The organism is Micromonospora sp. NPDC048842 (assembly GCF_040649935.1).
Taxonomy (GTDB): domain Bacteria; phylum Actinomycetota; class Actinomycetes; order Mycobacteriales; family Micromonosporaceae; genus Micromonospora; species Micromonospora hortensis.
This window is the reverse complement of sequence record NZ_JBEZGK010000021.1, coordinates 65,375-79,802: the sequence shown is the minus strand read 5'-3', so window position 1 is coordinate 79,802 and position 14,428 is coordinate 65,375. Positions and strand designations below refer to the sequence as shown.

Below are 14,428 nucleotides of genomic sequence, written 5' to 3'. Positions count from 1 at the left end.
GCATGATTGATGACGATTGACAACCGCTTGCGGCGCCAGATCACCGGGCGATCCGTGAGGTACGGGCTGAGGAGGACACGGTGGAGGAAAACGTACGGACCGGGCGATGTGTGGTCGCTGTGGACGGGCCGTCCGGCTCGGGTAAGTCCACCGTGTCGCGGCGGCTCGCCGTCGCGATCGGTGCGCGCTACCTGGACACCGGGGCGATGTACCGGGCGATCACGTTTGCCGTGTTGCGCTCCGGCGTGGACCTCGCCGACGCCGCGTCGGTGGCCAAGGTCGCCAGCGAGGTCAAGCTGCACATCGGCACCCACCCGCAGGGGTACGCCGTGACCGTCGACGGCGTGGGCGTGGACGCGGATATCCGGGGCCCGGAGGTGACCGGGGCGGTATCCGCCGTCGCCGCCGTGCCGGCTGTCCGCGAGCTGCTCGTCGCCCGGCAACGCGAGATGATCGCCAACGCTCGTCGGATGGTGGTCGAGGGTCGCGACATCGGCTCGGTCGTCGCGCCGGACGCTGACCTGAAGGTCTTCCTGACCGCCTCCGAGGCGGCCCGTGCCGCCCGGCGCAGCGCCGAGGACGCCGCCGACGTGGCGGCCACGGCCGCGGATCTGGCCCGGCGGGACCGCCTCGACTCGACCCGCAAGGTCAACCCGCTGGCCCAGGCGCCCGACGCGGTGGTGCTGGACACCACCGAGCTGGGCATCGACGAGGTCGTGGCGCGGCTGCGCGAGATGCTCACCGAGCGGGGCGTGGCATGAGCGAGCGCAGCGAGCGAATCATCGGGATCAGTGCGGTTGTGTCTCAGGACGCTCCGGAGCGAAGCGGAGGAGCGGCATGAGCGAGGGTGCTGGGTGGGTCGAGCTGCGGGAGCCTGAGGTCGCCGTCGAGGAACCGAGCGGCCCGCAGCCGGTGGTGGCCGTGGTCGGTCGCCCCAACGTGGGCAAGTCGACGTTGGTCAACCGGATCATCGGTCGCCGGCAGGCGGTCGTCGAGGACGTCCCTGGCGTGACCCGCGACCGGGTCCCGTACGACGCGCAGTGGAACGGCCGGGCGTTCACAGTGGTGGACACCGGTGGTTGGGAACCGGACGCGAAGGACCGGGCCGCGGCCATCGCGGCGCAGGCCGAGACGGCGGTCGTCACCGCCGACGTGGTGCTCTTCGTGGTCGACGCGATGGTGGGCTCCACCGACGTGGACGAGGCAGCGGTGAAGATGCTGCGGCGCAGCGCCAAGCCGGTGATCCTGGTGGCCAACAAGGCCGACAACAACTCCATCGAGATGGAGGCCACCTCGCTGTGGTCACTCGGCCTCGGTGAGCCGTTCCCGGTCTCCGCGCTGCACGGACGCGGCTCCGGCGACCTGCTGGACGCAATCCTCGCCGCGCTGCCGGAGGCACCGGCGATCGTGGAGAACCGTCCGCGCGGACCGCGCCGGGTGGCGCTGGTCGGGCGGCCGAACGTCGGCAAGTCCAGCCTGCTCAACCGGTTCTCCGGCGAGGAGCGGGCGGTCGTCGACTCGGTGGCGGGCACCACTGTGGACCCGGTGGACAGCCTGGTCGAGATCGGCGGTCAGACCTGGCAACTCGTCGACACGGCCGGTCTGCGCAAGCGGGTCGGCAAGGCCAGCGGCACCGAGTACTACGCCAGCCTGCGTACCGCCGGCGCGATCGAGGCCGCCGAGGTGGCCGTGGTGCTGCTGGACTCCAGCGAACCGATCAGCGAGCAGGACCAGCGGATCCTGTCGATGGTGACCGAGTCGGGCCGCGCGCTGGTCATCGCGTTCAACAAGTGGGACCTGGTCGACGCCGACCGTCGGTACTACCTGGACAAGGAAATCGACCGGGAGTTGCGCCGCATCCCCTGGGCGATCAGGCTGAACCTGTCGGCGATGACCGGCCGCGCCGTGGACAAGCTGGCACCGGCACTGAACAAGGCGCTGGCCAGCTGGGAAACCCGGGTGCCGACCGCGCACCTCAACCAGTGGCTGACCGCGCTGGTGCAGGCCACCCCGCACCCGGTGCGTGGTGGGCGGGCGCCGCGGATCCTGTTCGCGACGCAGGCCGGTGTGGCGCCGCCCCGGTTCGTGCTCTTCACCACCGGTCCGCTGGACGCCGGCTACCAGCGCTTCGTCGAGCGCAAGCTCCGCGAGGAATTCGGGTACGAGGGCAGCCCGATCGAGATCTCGGTCCGCCCGCGCAAGAAGCTCGGCCCCGGCGGCCGAGGCAAGGCGCACGGCTGACGCGATCCGGTTCTGCCAAATGCCGGATGGGCGCCCCTGCCCATCCGGCATTTCGTTATCCAACCCCACCCTCCTAGGACGCTTTAGGGGTTGTGCGGTGGCTCCCTGTGGGATGGTTCGGCTTCGTCGCGATGCCGGTGGGGCCTGTGCGGACGAGCCGGAGCTGCTGCGCTAAGCTGTACCGGCTGCCGCGGGGGAAACCACGCGGGGGCGGGACGTGGCGCAGCTTGGTAGCGCACTTGACTGGGGGTCAAGGGGTCGTCGGTTCGAATCCGGCCGTCCCGACGCAGGTCAGAGGCCATTCGGATTCTTCCGGATGGCCATTTCTGATCTTGTACAGCAGCGAAGTACAGCAACGGCTCATTGATCGAGGCTTTCGCCGAGCCTCCGCAGGGCTTCGCGGGTCGTCTTGGACGAGACCTGGCTGTAGATCTCCATCGTGATCGAGAAGTCCGCGTGCCGCAGGATCGCCATCGCGACCCGGGGGTGCACGTCCAGGTCGACCAGCAGCGAACCGCAGGTGCGTCGGGCGTCGTGAACGGTGATCTTCCGAATGCCGGCGCGGGCTATGCGGCTGTCGTAGGAGCGGTTGAAGTTGCGGGGTTCGACCGGTAGTCCGTAGCGGGTCGTGAAGATCATGCCGGTGTCGTGCCAGGCGTCGCCGGCCTTCTCTCGTGCGGCCTGCTGTTGTTGGTGACGGTGCCGCAGTGCGGCGACGCAGATGGCTGGCAGCGGTAGGGGAGCGTCGGACTCTTCGGTCTTGGTGGCCCGGTGCAGCAGTTGGCCGCGTACCCGCTGGAGCTGCTTGTCGATGACGAGGCTGATGTCGTGGTTGTCGCGGCAGTGCTCGCAGAACTTCTCGCCGTGGGTGATGCAGGGTTCCTGCCAGCCGTCCCAGTTGATGTGCTCCCAGGTGAGGCCGAGAACTTCTCCCTTACGTAAGCCGAGCACGAGGACCAGGACGTAGGCCGCGTAGAGGTAATCGTCGTCGTCGCGGGACGCTTCCAGGAACGCCCGAGCTTCCTCACTGCTCCACGATTTGCCCTTGCGGCTGCGGATCGGTGGGAGCTTCACCAAGGCTGCGACGTTCTTTGCGACCAGTTCCTCCACTTCGGCCTGAGAGAGCGCCGAGCGGAGGACAGCGCGGATTCCCTTGACGGTGCGAGCCGCGGGCAAGTCCTGGCAGCATCGGCCAACCGCGCAGCATTTGCGGCTCTTCGGTGGCCGACGGTCGTCTTTCCCTTGAGCACAGCACTGGCAGGTCTTTGCGACCTTGTTGAGCCAGGTCTGAACGTCTCGTACCGACAGCCGCCCGTCGAGCCGCTTGGCGCCGATGCCGGGCACGATGTACAGCCGGCTCAGCGTCTCGTACGTGGCGTAGGTCAGCGGGGCCAGGTTCGGCTCTACGACCTCGGCGAGCCAGTAGGTCATGTAACTCGCCACCGTGGGGACGTTGGTGGCGACCGGGCCGGCCTTGGCTTGCTGGTGCAGCTTCACCCACTTGTCGTGGACCTCGTCGCGGGTCTTTCCGTAGACGTATTTGCGGTCCCGTTTGCCATCGGGCTTGGTGACCCAGACGTAGGCGGCGAACCCGTTGCGGTACGGGAAGATGGAGCCTTCGCCGTTGGCCCGTTTGCCGGACATCAGGCCGCGTCCTGGCGATCGATCTGGGTCTGGATGTATTCATCGATCCACTCCGGCAGGATGCGGCGATACTTGCCGTCCTTTACCGAGCGCAGTTCCCCGGTGGCAATCTTCATCTTCACCTTGGACAAGCCGTAGCCGAGGATCGCGGCGACCTCTGCCGGGGAATGCCACTTCGGAACGATCGGAGCCGCGCTCCTAGCCATGTGGTGCCTCCTTCGAAGTGATGGTGATGTAGGTACGGCTTTCGCCGCTGTAGCCGGCGGGTCGGGTGCTGGTGCGGCAGGTGACCCGTTCACGGCCGTAGTAGGCGGTGAGTTGGGCCGCGATGGTCGCGGCGTGGACGGTGACGGCAGCGGTCGGGCCAATGAGTCGGACCGCGACCAGGGGGCGGGGGCGTGTGGGCATGGCGCTCCTTCCGGGTCGGTTGGGTGGTGGGTGTTGCGTGCGCTGTGGAGTTGTCAAGGAACGGCTTCACTGGTGTTGACACGTACGTGTCAAGCGGCCAGGGGTTGAATCGCGCGAGCGGCGGCGAGTTCGTCGGCCAGGGCGTCGATGCCGGCGAGGTGTTGTGCGCGGGCCATGGCGGCGGCGGTGTTGGCGAGCAGGGCGTCGCCGGTGGTGATCCAGCCGGTTGCCTGGTAGCCGAGTTCGTAAATGACGCGTTCGGTCTGCTCGTCGTCCCAGGTGTGCGGGTGGCCTTCGGTGCGACGCCAGATGGTGCGCTGCAACCGGAGGAAGCCGAGGGTGACGGAGAAGGCGCGGCTCTTGGTGGCGATGTGTCCGCCGTAGCCGAACTGGTGCGCCCACCGCCGCAGCCGGGCGTAGTCGGGGTGCTCCCCAAGGTCCCAACACGCCCGGATCAGCCGGCCGAGGTGCGTGCCCGGGTCGCCGTGGACTTCCACGGAGAGGTCGTCGACGCGGCGCAGACTCAGGCCGGTTACCTCGGTGCTCTTGGTGACGTACTTGGCGATGTAGCCCGTGATTTGCGCGAGGTTGACTTCGTGGCCGGGTGCGTTGACGTGCTTGAGGTCCAGGCCCTTGTCACCCCACGCGATGTGCCAGCCCTGCCGCCCGTTGGCGGGGTGCGGTGCGGAGGTGTAGGAGGTCTTCACGAACGCGGCGCGGACGGCAGCCTCGAACACGTCCCGGGTGATGACGCGGGGCGGCGGCACGATCGCCTCAGGGCAGTCGGGGTTGTAGCCGTCGAGGCGGATCAGGGCGTGGTAGTGGATGACGCCGCGTACCTGGAATTCGTAGACCTTGATGTAGCGGCGACGCAGGTCAACGCCGTGTGCCCGGCCGAGACGGCGTAGCTCCCGGTCGGCTTGCTGGATGGTGCGGCGCCACAGCTCAGGTGCTTCGTGGTTCCACACGACCTGGCCGGCATGGTCGTAGCAGTCCAGGCACAACGGCTGCCCGAGGTTTGCCTCTGCGGCTTTGTGGCGTTGCCCGCAGCGCAGCTCCACACCGTGCGGGCAGGTGCGGCCGAAGGGGTGGCAGACCGAGGGCCGGCAGGTGCAGCCGTCCTTCTTCCGGCAGTCCGCGGAGTGCACCTTCACGACCCGGTGGTGCACTGGCCCGAACGATGGGGCGGTGGCGGTCAGGAAGATTGCGATGTGCTCGTTGAGCGGCGGCAGTCCCCACCGGTCGCCTTGCAGCCCAGCTTTGATGAGGTGGTAGGTGTCGCGGCGGTACAGCTCCGCGCAGGACGGGCAGACGTTGGCGCGGCGGTTGCCGCAGGGGGTGTAGATCGCCCCGTCGGGCATGTCCTCGGTGTCGACGGTGGCCATGCGGTTGCCGTCGGCGTCGTTGACGTGGATCTGCCCGGCGAGGCGGATGGGGTGCTTGCACGCTGAGGCGGCGCGGACGTGGCCGAGCCATTCGGGGTAGTCGGGGTCTTGGGCGCGGGCACGGCCGGATGCGACGGTGCGGGGGTCGTGGCCGCGTACCCACCCGTCGGCGGCGGGGTTGCGGGTGGTGCGGGTCGGTGTAGCCCAGGGCCAGTAGTCGTTTCCTGCTACAGCGGAGGCTCCCGTGCCCGAAACCGTGGTGGTTTCGGGCGCGAGAGGCAGCGTCGAGGAGGTCACGCGGTGGCTCCAACAGCGGTGCCGTTGTGGTGCTTGTCGTTGATGGTCGGTTGGGTGGTGAGGGCCGTCAGGATGTCGGCGGCCGTTTGGGTGGGGACGCGCAGTCGCACGGCGAGTTGGCCTGGGGTGATGGGTTCACCGTGGGCTTTCTCGTGGGCCGTGGCGACGATGCGGGCGTTGGACAGCATTGCCGGGGCGGGCTTGACCGCTGGATTGGCGGGTGCAGCCGGCGGGGTCGCCGTGGCCGGGGTGTCCTCGGTCGGAGTGGTCTGTGGTGCTGCGATCGCGGGGGTGGTTTTCTTCGCCGGAATCGCGGGCTCGTCGGTTGTGATCTCTTCGATGGGTGCGGTGGCCGTGGTGGTCGCGGCTGCCGGGCTGACCTTCGCGTCGGCGGTGGTGTCGGGTGACGACGCCGGGGCGGAGGTGGCCGGCTCGGGTGCCGGGACGTGGTTGGTGGGCCGGGTTGCGGTGAAGACGAGCTTGGACAGGGCGAAGAAGGCCAGCGCGGGCAGCGCGGAGACCATCCAGCCGAAGACGGTCGGCTTGGCGACGGCCAACTGTGCGGTCAGGGACAGTCCGACGGCGGCGATGAGCAGGAACATCGGGTAGCCGATCGGGCCGCCAGTTTTGCGGCGGCGGATGATGACGATCATTGCGGCGATCGGGATGAGTTCGGTGATGACCGCGTTGGCCCAGCCGAACCAGTCAGCGGTTCCGGTCGGGCTGTTGCTGATGGTCCAGTCGTGGACGTGGTTGAAGGAGGCTGCTCCGGCCATGGCGCCGACGAGCAGCACGATGAGGACCAGGACGCCGTCCTGGAGACGTGCGATGAACGGGGACTTGGGCGTAGGCGTAGGCGTCGTCATGACGCCGCCTGCGAGGTGGGGGCGGGGTCAGCGAGGGGGGAGAAGGCGATGACGGTGACGTTGGTGCGGCCCCAGCCGCGAATCATGGTGGTGAGCTTGTCGATGTCGTCGTAGCCGGCGATGGGGCTGGCGGGCTGGTACTCGAAGAATTCGAGGGTGTCGCCGTTGGCGGTGGTGTGGGTGAAGGTGACGTAGTAGCGCATGTCGTGTCCTTTCGGATTAGTGGTCGGCCGGGTTGAGGGCCGAGGCGAGTAGGGGTCGGTGGGCGGCGAAGATGTCGCAGCAGGGCAGGTGGGTGGCGAGCGCGTCGTAGGTGTCGGCGCGGACCCAGGCGGCTTGTGCCGCGTCGTCGGCGTGGGCGATGGCCGGGAAGGCGTCGGTGGGGTAGGTGCCGAGGTAGGTGCGGGCAAGGACGGTGACCATCCATGCCTCGTCGGAGGCGCGCGGGTCGGGCACGTAGCGCGGCGGCTGGATAGCCCAGGTGGCGTGGGGGATCGTGAGGCCGGTTTCTTCGGCCAGTTCACGGGCGGCAGCGTGGCCGGGGGTTTCGCCGGGGTCGACGTATCCGCCGGGCAGTGCCCAACCGTGGCCGTCGGCGCGTTCGATCAGGAGGATCCAGCGGTGACCGCTGGTGTCGGTAAGGGAGACGAGGGCGTCGGCGCAGAGCTGTTCGCCCCAGTGGCCGAGTTCGTTGCGGCCGTAGCGGACGGTGGTCTGCTGGCAGGGGTTGACGGGTCGACCGTCAATGACGGTGAACGGGATGGCGGCGTGGGCCTGCCGGGTCGTCCAGTCGATGAGGGTGGGATCCATGGTGGGATCGGCCCAGTCAGCGCCGGCAGCGATACCGGCCAGGACACTCGGGTGGGTGTAGGTGACAGGAGTCGTCGTGGTCACAGGGAACCTCCAGGGGTGCAGTCGAAGCAGGAGCCGGTACGGCGGGGGATGTAGTAGGGCTTGACCTGGCCGCAGTCGGGGCAGGTGCGCCGGGCGGTGAGCGCCTTGTCGATGGCCGCCAACTGGGCGGGAGTCGCGGTCCGCTTCGGGACGGCGAGGTCGAGCCGGTAGAGGTAGGCGACGCGCTTGCCGCGACGCCAGAGAATCTGCGCGGCGGGGTCTTGGCCACCGGGCCGCAGGTCGCGGGCACGGAGTTGCCGGCGCGTCAGCAGGTCGCCGGGGGCGAATTTGTAGGGGTAGGTCGGCAGGCCGTAGTGGGCGCCGGTCGGGTCGTAAAAGACCATCGGGTCCTCCGAGTCGTCGGCCTGGTCCTGGTCGTCGTCGCCGGCAGGGCTGCCGGTGGCGAAGATGGGGTGTTCGTAGGTGTCGCGGTCGATGTCCTCGGGCAGGAACGCCGCCGAGCAGACCGCGCAGACGATCGGGCCTTCCTCGAAGGCGGCGGTGGAGATGCGCAGCTTGCGGGGGCACTCGCACTCGCACGAGACGCCGTTGTTGTTGTTCGTGCGGGTTTTGCCTTCCCCGGTCGGTTCGGGGTGGCGGTAGAACCGCAGCGCCTCAGTGAGACCGGCGATGGTCGTCCGGTAGCGGGCGCGGGTGAGGTCGGTCAGGGTGCAGGGTGAGTAGCCGAGCTTGTCGTCCTTGGTCGTTGCCAGGCCGAGTTCGGCGGCGAGGGTGGCGAACTTCTTGTTGTGCCAGCGGCCCTGCCGTGAGGTGTCTTGGACGCCTCGCACGTCGGCGAGGGCGTGGGTTGCTTCGTGCAGGAGCGTGGTGAACACGGCTTCCGGTTCGCGGGAGAGCCCTTCACCGGAGATGAGGATTTCGGGCAGTTGCTGTTCGCCGGCTTGCCAGCGCAGGGCGGCGAAGTGGCCCCACTTCATGCCCTGACTGGGCTTGGTGGGAGAGCCCGAGCCGACCACGAGAACAGCGGCCGGAACCTCGGAGTGCTGGGCGCGGATCGCGGCCCAGGCGGACTCAAGCGCACTGATCAGCGCGGCAGTGGAGATGTCGTTTTGACACGTACGTGTCACGTCGGGGGTGTGGGCGGCGGTGCTCATGCGGCCCTCCGGATGGTGTGTCGGCGGTAGGCGATGGCGGCGGCGCACAGCGCCTCGATGACGTCGGCCGGTTTGCGGCCGGGCAGGGTTTCCCAGTCGAAGACCGGGGCGTGAAGGCCGGCGTGGCCGACGGCGATGAGGTAGGTGTTGAACCACTCGACGGCGGCGCTGTAGGCGTGCTGGTCGGCGTCGGTGATGCCGGTTAGGTACCAGCGGGGCCGGCCGAACACGGCGGCCCGGATCGCGCCGAGGATCGACGCCGGGTAGGTGCCGGTGCGGTGGCAGGCGCACTTGGCGGGGCAGGCGTCGTGGGCGTCGTAGAGGCCGGTCGGGGTCCAGCCGTAGCGGCCCAGGTAGAGGGCGGCGCGGTCGAGGACGGCGTGAACGTTGCCGGTCGGCAGAGCGGAGACGGTGCTCATCGGGCAGCCCGCCAGACGAGGAAACCGGCACGGGTCGGCAGCCGTTCCTGGCTGTACTCGTGTTCGGCGTAGGTTTCGAGGTCGTCCTCGGTGGCGTGCGTCCAGTCGTAGTCATCGGCCGCGTCGCGCAGTGTGGAGATGACCTGCTCGGCGGTCTGCCCGGGGAGGTCATTCCAGGCCAGTGGGCAGGTGGGGTCGTCGTCCTCGGTGGCCCGTGGCTGGGGCTGGTGGAAGTCGAGGTAGGCGGCCAGGGCGTCGATGGCGTGGGTGTAGTCGCGGGCTCCGCCGCGCGTCGTGCAGTGGTGAGGGATGGACAGGCGGTGGCCGTGTGCGGCCATGCCGATGGCGCCGGACACGCAGGCCGGCGGGTAGGGGTTGTCCTCGGTCGAGGCGTAGTAGGTGCCCTGGGTCCAGCCTCGGATTTCGAGGTAGCGGGCGGCGCAGCGCAGGGTGTCGGCCGGGGTCAGGTCGGCCAGCGCGCCGGGGGTGGTGGGCTGTTTTTGGGTAGGGTTCATGGCGGCCACGTCCTTTCGTGGGCGGTGGTTGGGTCGGCGAGCCGGGGTTGCTTCTCAGGGCTGGTCCCGGTTCGTCGGCCGTCTTCTATCGGTGGTGCAGGTGGAGCCGGAGAATCACCCGTTGCCTGCCGTCGCTGACAAGAGCGGGTGCGGAGCGGAAGACCAGGGCGCCCGCGTGGCGGGCGATGGCGGTCAGGGCGGCGATGTCTTCGCCGGTCCCGACGAGCACGAGGTCCAGGACGCGGGTCGGGGTGGCGGTCGTGGTGCTCATGCCGCTGTCCGCAGGTCGGCGGGGGCGACGAGGCCGCTGCGGCGGCGGGTCCAGGTGGCGTAGTCGGCGACGCGGATGATGTCGGCGTCGGTCATGTAGGCGGCCTTCACACGGTTGGGGGTGCCGCCTTCGGCGATGAGGTAGCCCTCGCCCTGGTTGTTCGGGTCGATGCTGTTGGAGGAGAAGCCGCGGGCGTACCAGCCGTGCCCGAGCACGATGTCCGACGACACGTCGTTGGTGCAGCGGCCGGCGAACCGCCACGCGAACAGGTCCCGCAGTGACGGCGGGATGATGTCCGAGGACGGGCGCTGGGTGGCGGCGGCGACGATGATGCCGACGGCGCGGCCACGGGCGACGATGTCGCGCAGCAGCGCGGCGAACAGGTCCTGGTCCTTCTTGTCTCCGGCGGTGGCGGAGAAGTAGGCGATTTCGTCGCAGGCCACGAGGATCTGACCGAACAGGTCGTTCGGGCCGATCTTCCGGCGGCGGTGCGACAGCAGGAACGCGTACCGGTTGTCCATCACGGTCTGGACGCGGCGCAGGGTGCGGATGGCGTGGTCGATGTCGGGGCCGACGAACACGTCGGCGGCGTCCTTCCACAGACCGAGTTCGACCTGCTTGCCGTCGAGCAGGCACAACCTGACGTCCGGGCACAGCGCGGCGTGTCCGACGATGGTGTTGAGCAGCGAAGATTTGCCCGCGCCGGGTTCACCGCCGATGAGGATGTTGCGGTAGATCATCGGCAGGTAGGCCGGGTGGCCGAACTCGTCGATGCCGAGGAAGACCGGGTCGAAGATGGACAGGCCCGCGCCGACCGGCACCGTCTGCGGCGCGTCTGGCTGCGGGGGCAGTTCGATGGTGTCCGTGAGGTCCATGGATGGCTCCCGGGGTCGGTTGACACCTACGTGTCAAAGCGGGTGGGGGAGGGAAGGGGCGCGGACGCTCGACCCGTCAGGGGTGCTTGGTCCGCGCCGTCCCGGTGGTTAGGCGTAGTCGGAGGGGTCGAACCCGTTCGGGCTCGCGGTAGTGGTGGTGGGGTTGCGCGGCTTGCGCTGGCGGGGCGCATCGGGTGATGCAGTGGCCGGCCGGTCCGGCACGTCGGGCAGGTCGAGGCCGACAGGCGGCATGCCCGGTGAGGTGGGGGCGTTGGCCGGGATGTCCGTGGGGACGTAGTCCGGCAGCGGCGACACAACGGTGTGCGCCAGAGGCTCGCGACGGGTGATGTCCAGCCGGATGAACGCCGCGTACTTGCGGCCGGCGCGCATGACACGGACCTCGTTGGCCCAGCACGCCACAGCCAGCTTCTGCACCTGCCCGTCCTGCTCCAGATCCCGCAGAGACAGGCCAGGGCGCAGCCACACCCAGACCCGTTCACCGGCCGGGGTCGGCTTGGCGAGCAGGATCAGCGGCAGTGAACCGTGCCGGTTCGTGGCGATGAACGCCGCGAAGCACAACCGCAGCCGGTGCCGCACGATCAGGCACCAGATCCAGGCCATGACCCGACGGCGGATCGGACTGATCGCGGCCGGGAGGCCGACGACCAGGGCGACGATGAGCAGCGAGCCCCACAGCGGGGTCGACTGCATCAGCGTGGTCCAGCCGTAAACAGCGGCCAGGCCAAGCAGGATCTCCGGCAGCCAGTGCCAGAACACCCGCAACACGGGCCACGCCACGATTAGCGCGAACAGCACCGCGCCGAGCACCGCGCCGAGGACGACGCCGAGCAGCCCACCCAGGATCGGGTGCATGTACTCAGAGGCCACCGTGGCGGCCAGCAGGCCGACCACACCGAGGGCGACCCAGAACGCGATGGTGGCCCGACGACGGTACGAGCGGGCAACCGGCGCTTCGATGACAGTGACTTGCCCCCCACGGTTCGACCAGCCGAACGGGGACCTCTGGCTAGACTTGGACACGACAAGTCCTCCCTACCTAGGGACCTTGTTGGACAGGACGCGGGGTCGCAGACGACGCCAATCAACGGCGACCCCGTATCCACCTCTTCGCTTCTGTTGAGCCGGACAGGAACGCCGCCCTAGACGGCGGCGGTGTCCATCGCGGTCAGCGCCGACGCCCGGAACGCGACACCCGAGCGGACCTTGCCGTCGCGGTCGTTGACCCAGGGCAGCGCCTCCAGGTTCACCGGCACGACCGGCTGACGAACCGTGACAGCCGGCATCACCGGGCTGACCACGGTCACGTTGATGACCTCAGCGCTACCGTCCGCGAGGGCGTAGAGCTGCACCGCCCACATCGGGGCCTTCGTCTCCCGGTCGAACTTCTGCTGACCCGACTGGTCCAGCTTCGGAACCGGGTTCACCGCGACCTCGTACGACACCCGCGAGGTGTCCAGCAGCAGACGTCCCATGACTGACTCCTTCATCTCGTGAGCTGAGCCCGCACCGTCGGGCCAGTTACGTCCTTCTTGGACGGCAGCTCGTCTGGAATCAGGATGCGTCGATCAGTAGTGACAACTTCACCACGAGATATGGACGACTGGGGACGTCTTTGTTAGGGTGAGTCGTCCCCCAGAGTCGTCCCGTTGTCTACGAGCAGGAGTCGCGATGCCGAACGACCGCCTACGTAACGGGATGCTGACGAAGGGACTCACGCCCGCCGTGCTGGCGGACAGGCTCGGCGTCGACCCGAAGACCGTCGAGCGGTGGATGACCCAGGACCGGAACCCGTACCCCCGCTACCGCCATACCATCGCGGAGTTGCTGGACGAGAGCGAGTCGTACCTGTGGCCTAAAGCCTTGCCGACTCAGCGAGCGGTGCAGGTCAGTCAGTCCGAGGTCGTCCATATCTACCCGCGACGCGGAGCCGTCCCGACCGACCTGTGGCAACAGCTCCTGGAGAAGGCCACCCGGCAGGTCGGCGTTCTGGTCTACGGCGGGCTGTTCCTTCCCGAGTTCAACCACCGCTGGGTGCCAACGCTCCGAGAGAAGGCGCTCGCGGGCGCCCAGATTGAGCTGCTATTCGGTGACCCGGAGGGTAAGCACATCGCCGAACGGGGAGATGACGAGGGCATCGGCGCGGCCATGTCGAGCAAGATTCTGAACGCACTCGCCTTCTACAAGGACCTGCGAGACCTGGACACCGTCGGGATCTACTACCACGACACGATCCTCTACAACTCCATCTACCGCTTCGACGACGAGATGCTGGTCAACACCCACCTCTACGGCACGCCGGCCGCCTACGCCCCGGTGTTGCACCTCCGGCGCATCGGCGGAGGGGAACTATTCGACAACTACGTCGCCAGCTTCAAGCAGGTACTCGGAAAGAAGCGAGCCGTCTGGCCTGAGCACTGAGCCGGCGGCAGTGAGAGGCTAGGGCCATGGCCCGGACCGAGCATTTTAACGACCCGAACGCCCCGAAGCCGAACAGCATCGTTGTTGCGGTCACCGTCTTCGTGCAGGACGAACAGGGCCGGTTGCTCCTGATCCAACGGACCGACAACGGACTCTGGGCGCTGCCGGGTGGCGCTCAGGATTTTGGGGAGTACATTGCCGAGACGGCCGTCCGTGAGACACGGGAGGAAACCGGTGTAGAGATCGAGGTGACCAGCGTCGTCGGGATCTACACCAACCCGCATCACGTGGTCGAGTACAGCGACGGCGAGGTGCGGCAGCAGTTCTCAATCTGCTTCCGAGGGCGCTACGTCAGTGGCCAGCCGACGCCGAGCGATGAGTCCTCGGAGGTGCAGTGGGTCGCACACGGTGAACTGGACGACCTCACGATCCACCCGTCGATGCGGCTACGGATCGACCACGGCTTTGAGAACCGGCAGCAGCCGTATATCGGTTAAGCGGTCAGTCGTTCTTCTGTTCGACGGATCGCTTCCAGCAGCGGCGCTTCCGCCTTCACCCAGAAGCGCGTCACTAGATCCTCCGGGCCGTACCGCTCACGGATCTCCGCCAGCCGCTCACCCACGGTCAGGTCTTGACCGTCAGGCCCCGTAGTCATGTCGGCGAACCAAAGAGCGTCGGACGTCGGTGACTGTTCGAGGGGGAACTCCGTCATGAGTGCTGGCTTCAATCCCCGTTCCTCAGCTTCGTAAGAGGCGCACGAGTGGTGGGCGACCAGGCTTGCCAGACGTGGCTGGAAGCCCTGCCGGAGCAGCCACCTAGCGCCGTCCAGCGCATGGAAGCCGGTGTCAGCGATGTTCGGGGCGTAGCCGATGTCATGCAGCCATCCAGCGGCAGCGAGCAGTTCCGCGTCATCGCCGACGAGTTGGCCGAGGCTCTCAGCCTTCGCTCCGACGGCCTGCACGTGCTTCCACCGACGAGGGAGAGCCGCAGACAGGCATCGCTCAGAAACTTGAGCCGCTCGGTCAGATAGACGGTTCACCGTGCCAGGCTACGGCTCTA

Annotated in this window: 19 protein-coding genes and 1 tRNA gene; 5 read left to right on the top strand and 15 right to left on the bottom strand. The window is 68.2% G+C overall.

The features are described from left to right. The first annotated feature begins 80 nt into the window (after nt 1-80). The 3 genes from cmk (at nt 81) to AB0C19_RS25385 (ending at nt 2,526) form a co-directional block, all read left to right on the top strand. Entirely contained in the window at nt 81-761 is a 681-nt protein-coding gene (gene cmk / locus AB0C19_RS25395; protein ID WP_357189313.1) for a (d)CMP kinase, read from the top strand. Between the two features lie 76 nt (nt 762-837). Continuing rightward, nucleotides 838-2,241: a ribosome biogenesis GTPase Der gene (gene der, locus AB0C19_RS25390; RefSeq protein ID WP_357189311.1), complete on the top strand. Its 1,404-nt coding sequence runs from the start codon at nt 838-840 to the stop codon at nt 2,239-2,241. Between the two features lie 211 nt (nt 2,242-2,452). Further along, nucleotides 2,453-2,526, top strand: a tRNA-Pro gene (locus AB0C19_RS25385). Between the two features lie 75 nt (nt 2,527-2,601). On the opposite strand, the gene AB0C19_RS25380 is transcribed toward AB0C19_RS25385, so the two are convergent. The 14 genes from AB0C19_RS25380 to AB0C19_RS25315 all read right to left on the bottom strand — a co-directional run bounded on the left by AB0C19_RS25380 (nt 2,602) and on the right by AB0C19_RS25315 (nt 12,423). Continuing rightward, on the bottom strand, nt 2,602-3,885 hold the full coding sequence (locus AB0C19_RS25380; RefSeq protein ID WP_357189309.1) for a tyrosine-type recombinase/integrase: 1,284 nt from the start codon (nt 3,883-3,885) through the stop codon (nt 2,602-2,604). After that, nucleotides 3,885-4,091, bottom strand: coding sequence for a helix-turn-helix domain-containing protein (locus AB0C19_RS25375; RefSeq protein WP_357189307.1), 207 nt, complete (start codon nt 4,089-4,091; stop codon nt 3,885-3,887). The genes AB0C19_RS25380 and AB0C19_RS25375 overlap by 1 nt, the downstream gene beginning before the upstream one ends. Beyond that, nucleotides 4,084-4,293 carry a hypothetical protein gene (locus tag AB0C19_RS25370; RefSeq protein ID WP_357189305.1) on the bottom strand — a complete coding sequence of 70 codons (210 nt, stop codon included), beginning with the start codon at nt 4,291-4,293 and terminating at the stop codon, nt 4,084-4,086. Before AB0C19_RS25370 ends, AB0C19_RS25375 begins: the two co-directional genes overlap by 8 nt. A gap of 89 nt (nt 4,294-4,382) precedes the next feature. Beyond that, nucleotides 4,383-5,975: a replication initiator gene (locus tag AB0C19_RS25365; protein WP_357189303.1), complete on the bottom strand. Its 1,593-nt coding sequence runs from the start codon at nt 5,973-5,975 to the stop codon at nt 4,383-4,385. Beyond that, a complete protein-coding gene (locus AB0C19_RS25360; RefSeq protein WP_357189301.1) occupies nt 5,972-6,841 on the bottom strand; it encodes a hypothetical protein in 870 nt (289 codons plus the stop codon). Before AB0C19_RS25360 ends, AB0C19_RS25365 begins: the two co-directional genes overlap by 4 nt. After that, nucleotides 6,838-7,044: a hypothetical protein gene (locus AB0C19_RS25355; protein WP_357189299.1), complete on the bottom strand. Its 207-nt coding sequence runs from the start codon at nt 7,042-7,044 to the stop codon at nt 6,838-6,840. The genes AB0C19_RS25360 and AB0C19_RS25355 overlap by 4 nt, the downstream gene beginning before the upstream one ends. 16 nt (nt 7,045-7,060) lie before the next feature. After that, nucleotides 7,061-7,735, bottom strand: a complete 675-nt coding sequence (locus AB0C19_RS25350) for an NUDIX hydrolase (RefSeq protein ID WP_357189297.1) — start codon at nt 7,733-7,735, stop codon at nt 7,061-7,063. Beyond that, nucleotides 7,732-8,079 carry an RRQRL motif-containing zinc-binding protein gene (locus AB0C19_RS25345; RefSeq protein ID WP_357189358.1) on the bottom strand — a complete coding sequence of 116 codons (348 nt, stop codon included), beginning with the start codon at nt 8,077-8,079 and terminating at the stop codon, nt 7,732-7,734. Before AB0C19_RS25345 ends, AB0C19_RS25350 begins: the two co-directional genes overlap by 4 nt. 767 nt (nt 8,080-8,846) lie before the next feature. Further along, nucleotides 8,847-9,269: a hypothetical protein gene (locus AB0C19_RS25340; RefSeq protein ID WP_357189295.1), complete on the bottom strand. Its 423-nt coding sequence runs from the start codon at nt 9,267-9,269 to the stop codon at nt 8,847-8,849. After that, nucleotides 9,266-9,784, bottom strand: a complete 519-nt coding sequence (locus AB0C19_RS25335) for a hypothetical protein (RefSeq protein WP_357189293.1) — start codon at nt 9,782-9,784, stop codon at nt 9,266-9,268. Before AB0C19_RS25335 ends, AB0C19_RS25340 begins: the two co-directional genes overlap by 4 nt. A gap of 85 nt (nt 9,785-9,869) precedes the next feature. Continuing rightward, on the bottom strand, nt 9,870-10,055 hold the full coding sequence (locus tag AB0C19_RS25330; RefSeq protein WP_179778451.1) for a hypothetical protein: 186 nt from the start codon (nt 10,053-10,055) through the stop codon (nt 9,870-9,872). After that, nucleotides 10,052-10,930, bottom strand: a complete 879-nt coding sequence (locus tag AB0C19_RS25325) for an FtsK/SpoIIIE domain-containing protein (RefSeq protein WP_141908912.1) — start codon at nt 10,928-10,930, stop codon at nt 10,052-10,054. Before AB0C19_RS25325 ends, AB0C19_RS25330 begins: the two co-directional genes overlap by 4 nt. A 108-nt stretch (nt 10,931-11,038) precedes the next feature. Continuing rightward, nucleotides 11,039-11,971 (bottom strand): hypothetical protein, encoded by a 933-nt coding sequence (locus AB0C19_RS25320; RefSeq protein WP_357189290.1) that lies wholly within the window; start codon nt 11,969-11,971, stop codon nt 11,039-11,041. A gap of 119 nt (nt 11,972-12,090) precedes the next feature. Continuing rightward, a complete protein-coding gene (locus AB0C19_RS25315; RefSeq protein WP_110564209.1) occupies nt 12,091-12,423 on the bottom strand; it encodes a hypothetical protein in 333 nt (110 codons plus the stop codon). A gap of 196 nt (nt 12,424-12,619) precedes the next feature. Between AB0C19_RS25315 and AB0C19_RS25310 the strand changes: the two genes are divergently transcribed. Then, the gene (locus tag AB0C19_RS25310) at nt 12,620-13,369 is read left to right on the top strand and encodes a helix-turn-helix transcriptional regulator (RefSeq protein ID WP_357189288.1); all 750 of its coding nucleotides are present in this window, start codon (nt 12,620-12,622) and stop codon (nt 13,367-13,369) included. Between the two features lie 26 nt (nt 13,370-13,395). Then, complete coding sequence (locus tag AB0C19_RS25305; RefSeq protein ID WP_357189286.1) at nt 13,396-13,866, top strand: NUDIX domain-containing protein; 471 nt, start codon at nt 13,396-13,398, stop codon at nt 13,864-13,866. On the opposite strand, the gene AB0C19_RS25300 is transcribed toward AB0C19_RS25305, so the two are convergent. Further along, complete coding sequence (locus AB0C19_RS25300; RefSeq protein ID WP_357189284.1) at nt 13,863-14,330, bottom strand: HD domain-containing protein; 468 nt, start codon at nt 14,328-14,330, stop codon at nt 13,863-13,865. The genes AB0C19_RS25305 and AB0C19_RS25300 overlap by 4 nt on opposite strands. Nucleotides 14,331-14,428 lie beyond the last annotated feature (98 nt).

Excerpts from the sequence above, each read along its gene's own strand:
- der (WP_357189311.1), top strand. The coding sequence starts at position 838 with ATGAGCGAGGGTGCTGGGTGGGTCGAGCTGCGGGAGCCTGAGGTCGCC.
- AB0C19_RS25380 (WP_357189309.1), bottom strand. The coding sequence starts at position 3,885 with ATGTCCGGCAAACGGGCCAACGGCGAAGGCTCCATCTTCCCGTACCGC.
- AB0C19_RS25375 (WP_357189307.1), bottom strand. The coding sequence starts at position 4,091 with ATGGCTAGGAGCGCGGCTCCGATCGTTCCGAAGTGGCATTCCCCGGCA.
- AB0C19_RS25370 (WP_357189305.1), bottom strand. The coding sequence starts at position 4,293 with ATGCCCACACGCCCCCGCCCCCTGGTCGCGGTCCGACTCATTGGCCCG.
- AB0C19_RS25360 (WP_357189301.1), bottom strand. The coding sequence starts at position 6,841 with ATGACGACGCCTACGCCTACGCCCAAGTCCCCGTTCATCGCACGTCTC.
- AB0C19_RS25355 (WP_357189299.1), bottom strand. The coding sequence starts at position 7,044 with ATGCGCTACTACGTCACCTTCACCCACACCACCGCCAACGGCGACACC.
- AB0C19_RS25345 (WP_357189358.1), bottom strand. The coding sequence starts at position 8,079 with ATGGTCTTTTACGACCCGACCGGCGCCCACTACGGCCTGCCGACCTAC.
- AB0C19_RS25340 (WP_357189295.1), bottom strand. The coding sequence starts at position 9,269 with ATGAGCACCGTCTCCGCTCTGCCGACCGGCAACGTTCACGCCGTCCTC.
- AB0C19_RS25335 (WP_357189293.1), bottom strand. The coding sequence starts at position 9,784 with ATGAACCCTACCCAAAAACAGCCCACCACCCCCGGCGCGCTGGCCGAC.
- AB0C19_RS25330 (WP_179778451.1), bottom strand. The coding sequence starts at position 10,055 with ATGAGCACCACGACCGCCACCCCGACCCGCGTCCTGGACCTCGTGCTC.
- AB0C19_RS25325 (WP_141908912.1), bottom strand. The coding sequence starts at position 10,930 with ATGGACCTCACGGACACCATCGAACTGCCCCCGCAGCCAGACGCGCCG.
- AB0C19_RS25315 (WP_110564209.1), bottom strand. The coding sequence starts at position 12,423 with ATGGGACGTCTGCTGCTGGACACCTCGCGGGTGTCGTACGAGGTCGCG.
- AB0C19_RS25310 (WP_357189288.1), top strand. The coding sequence starts at position 12,620 with ATGCCGAACGACCGCCTACGTAACGGGATGCTGACGAAGGGACTCACG.
- AB0C19_RS25305 (WP_357189286.1), top strand. The coding sequence starts at position 13,396 with ATGGCCCGGACCGAGCATTTTAACGACCCGAACGCCCCGAAGCCGAAC.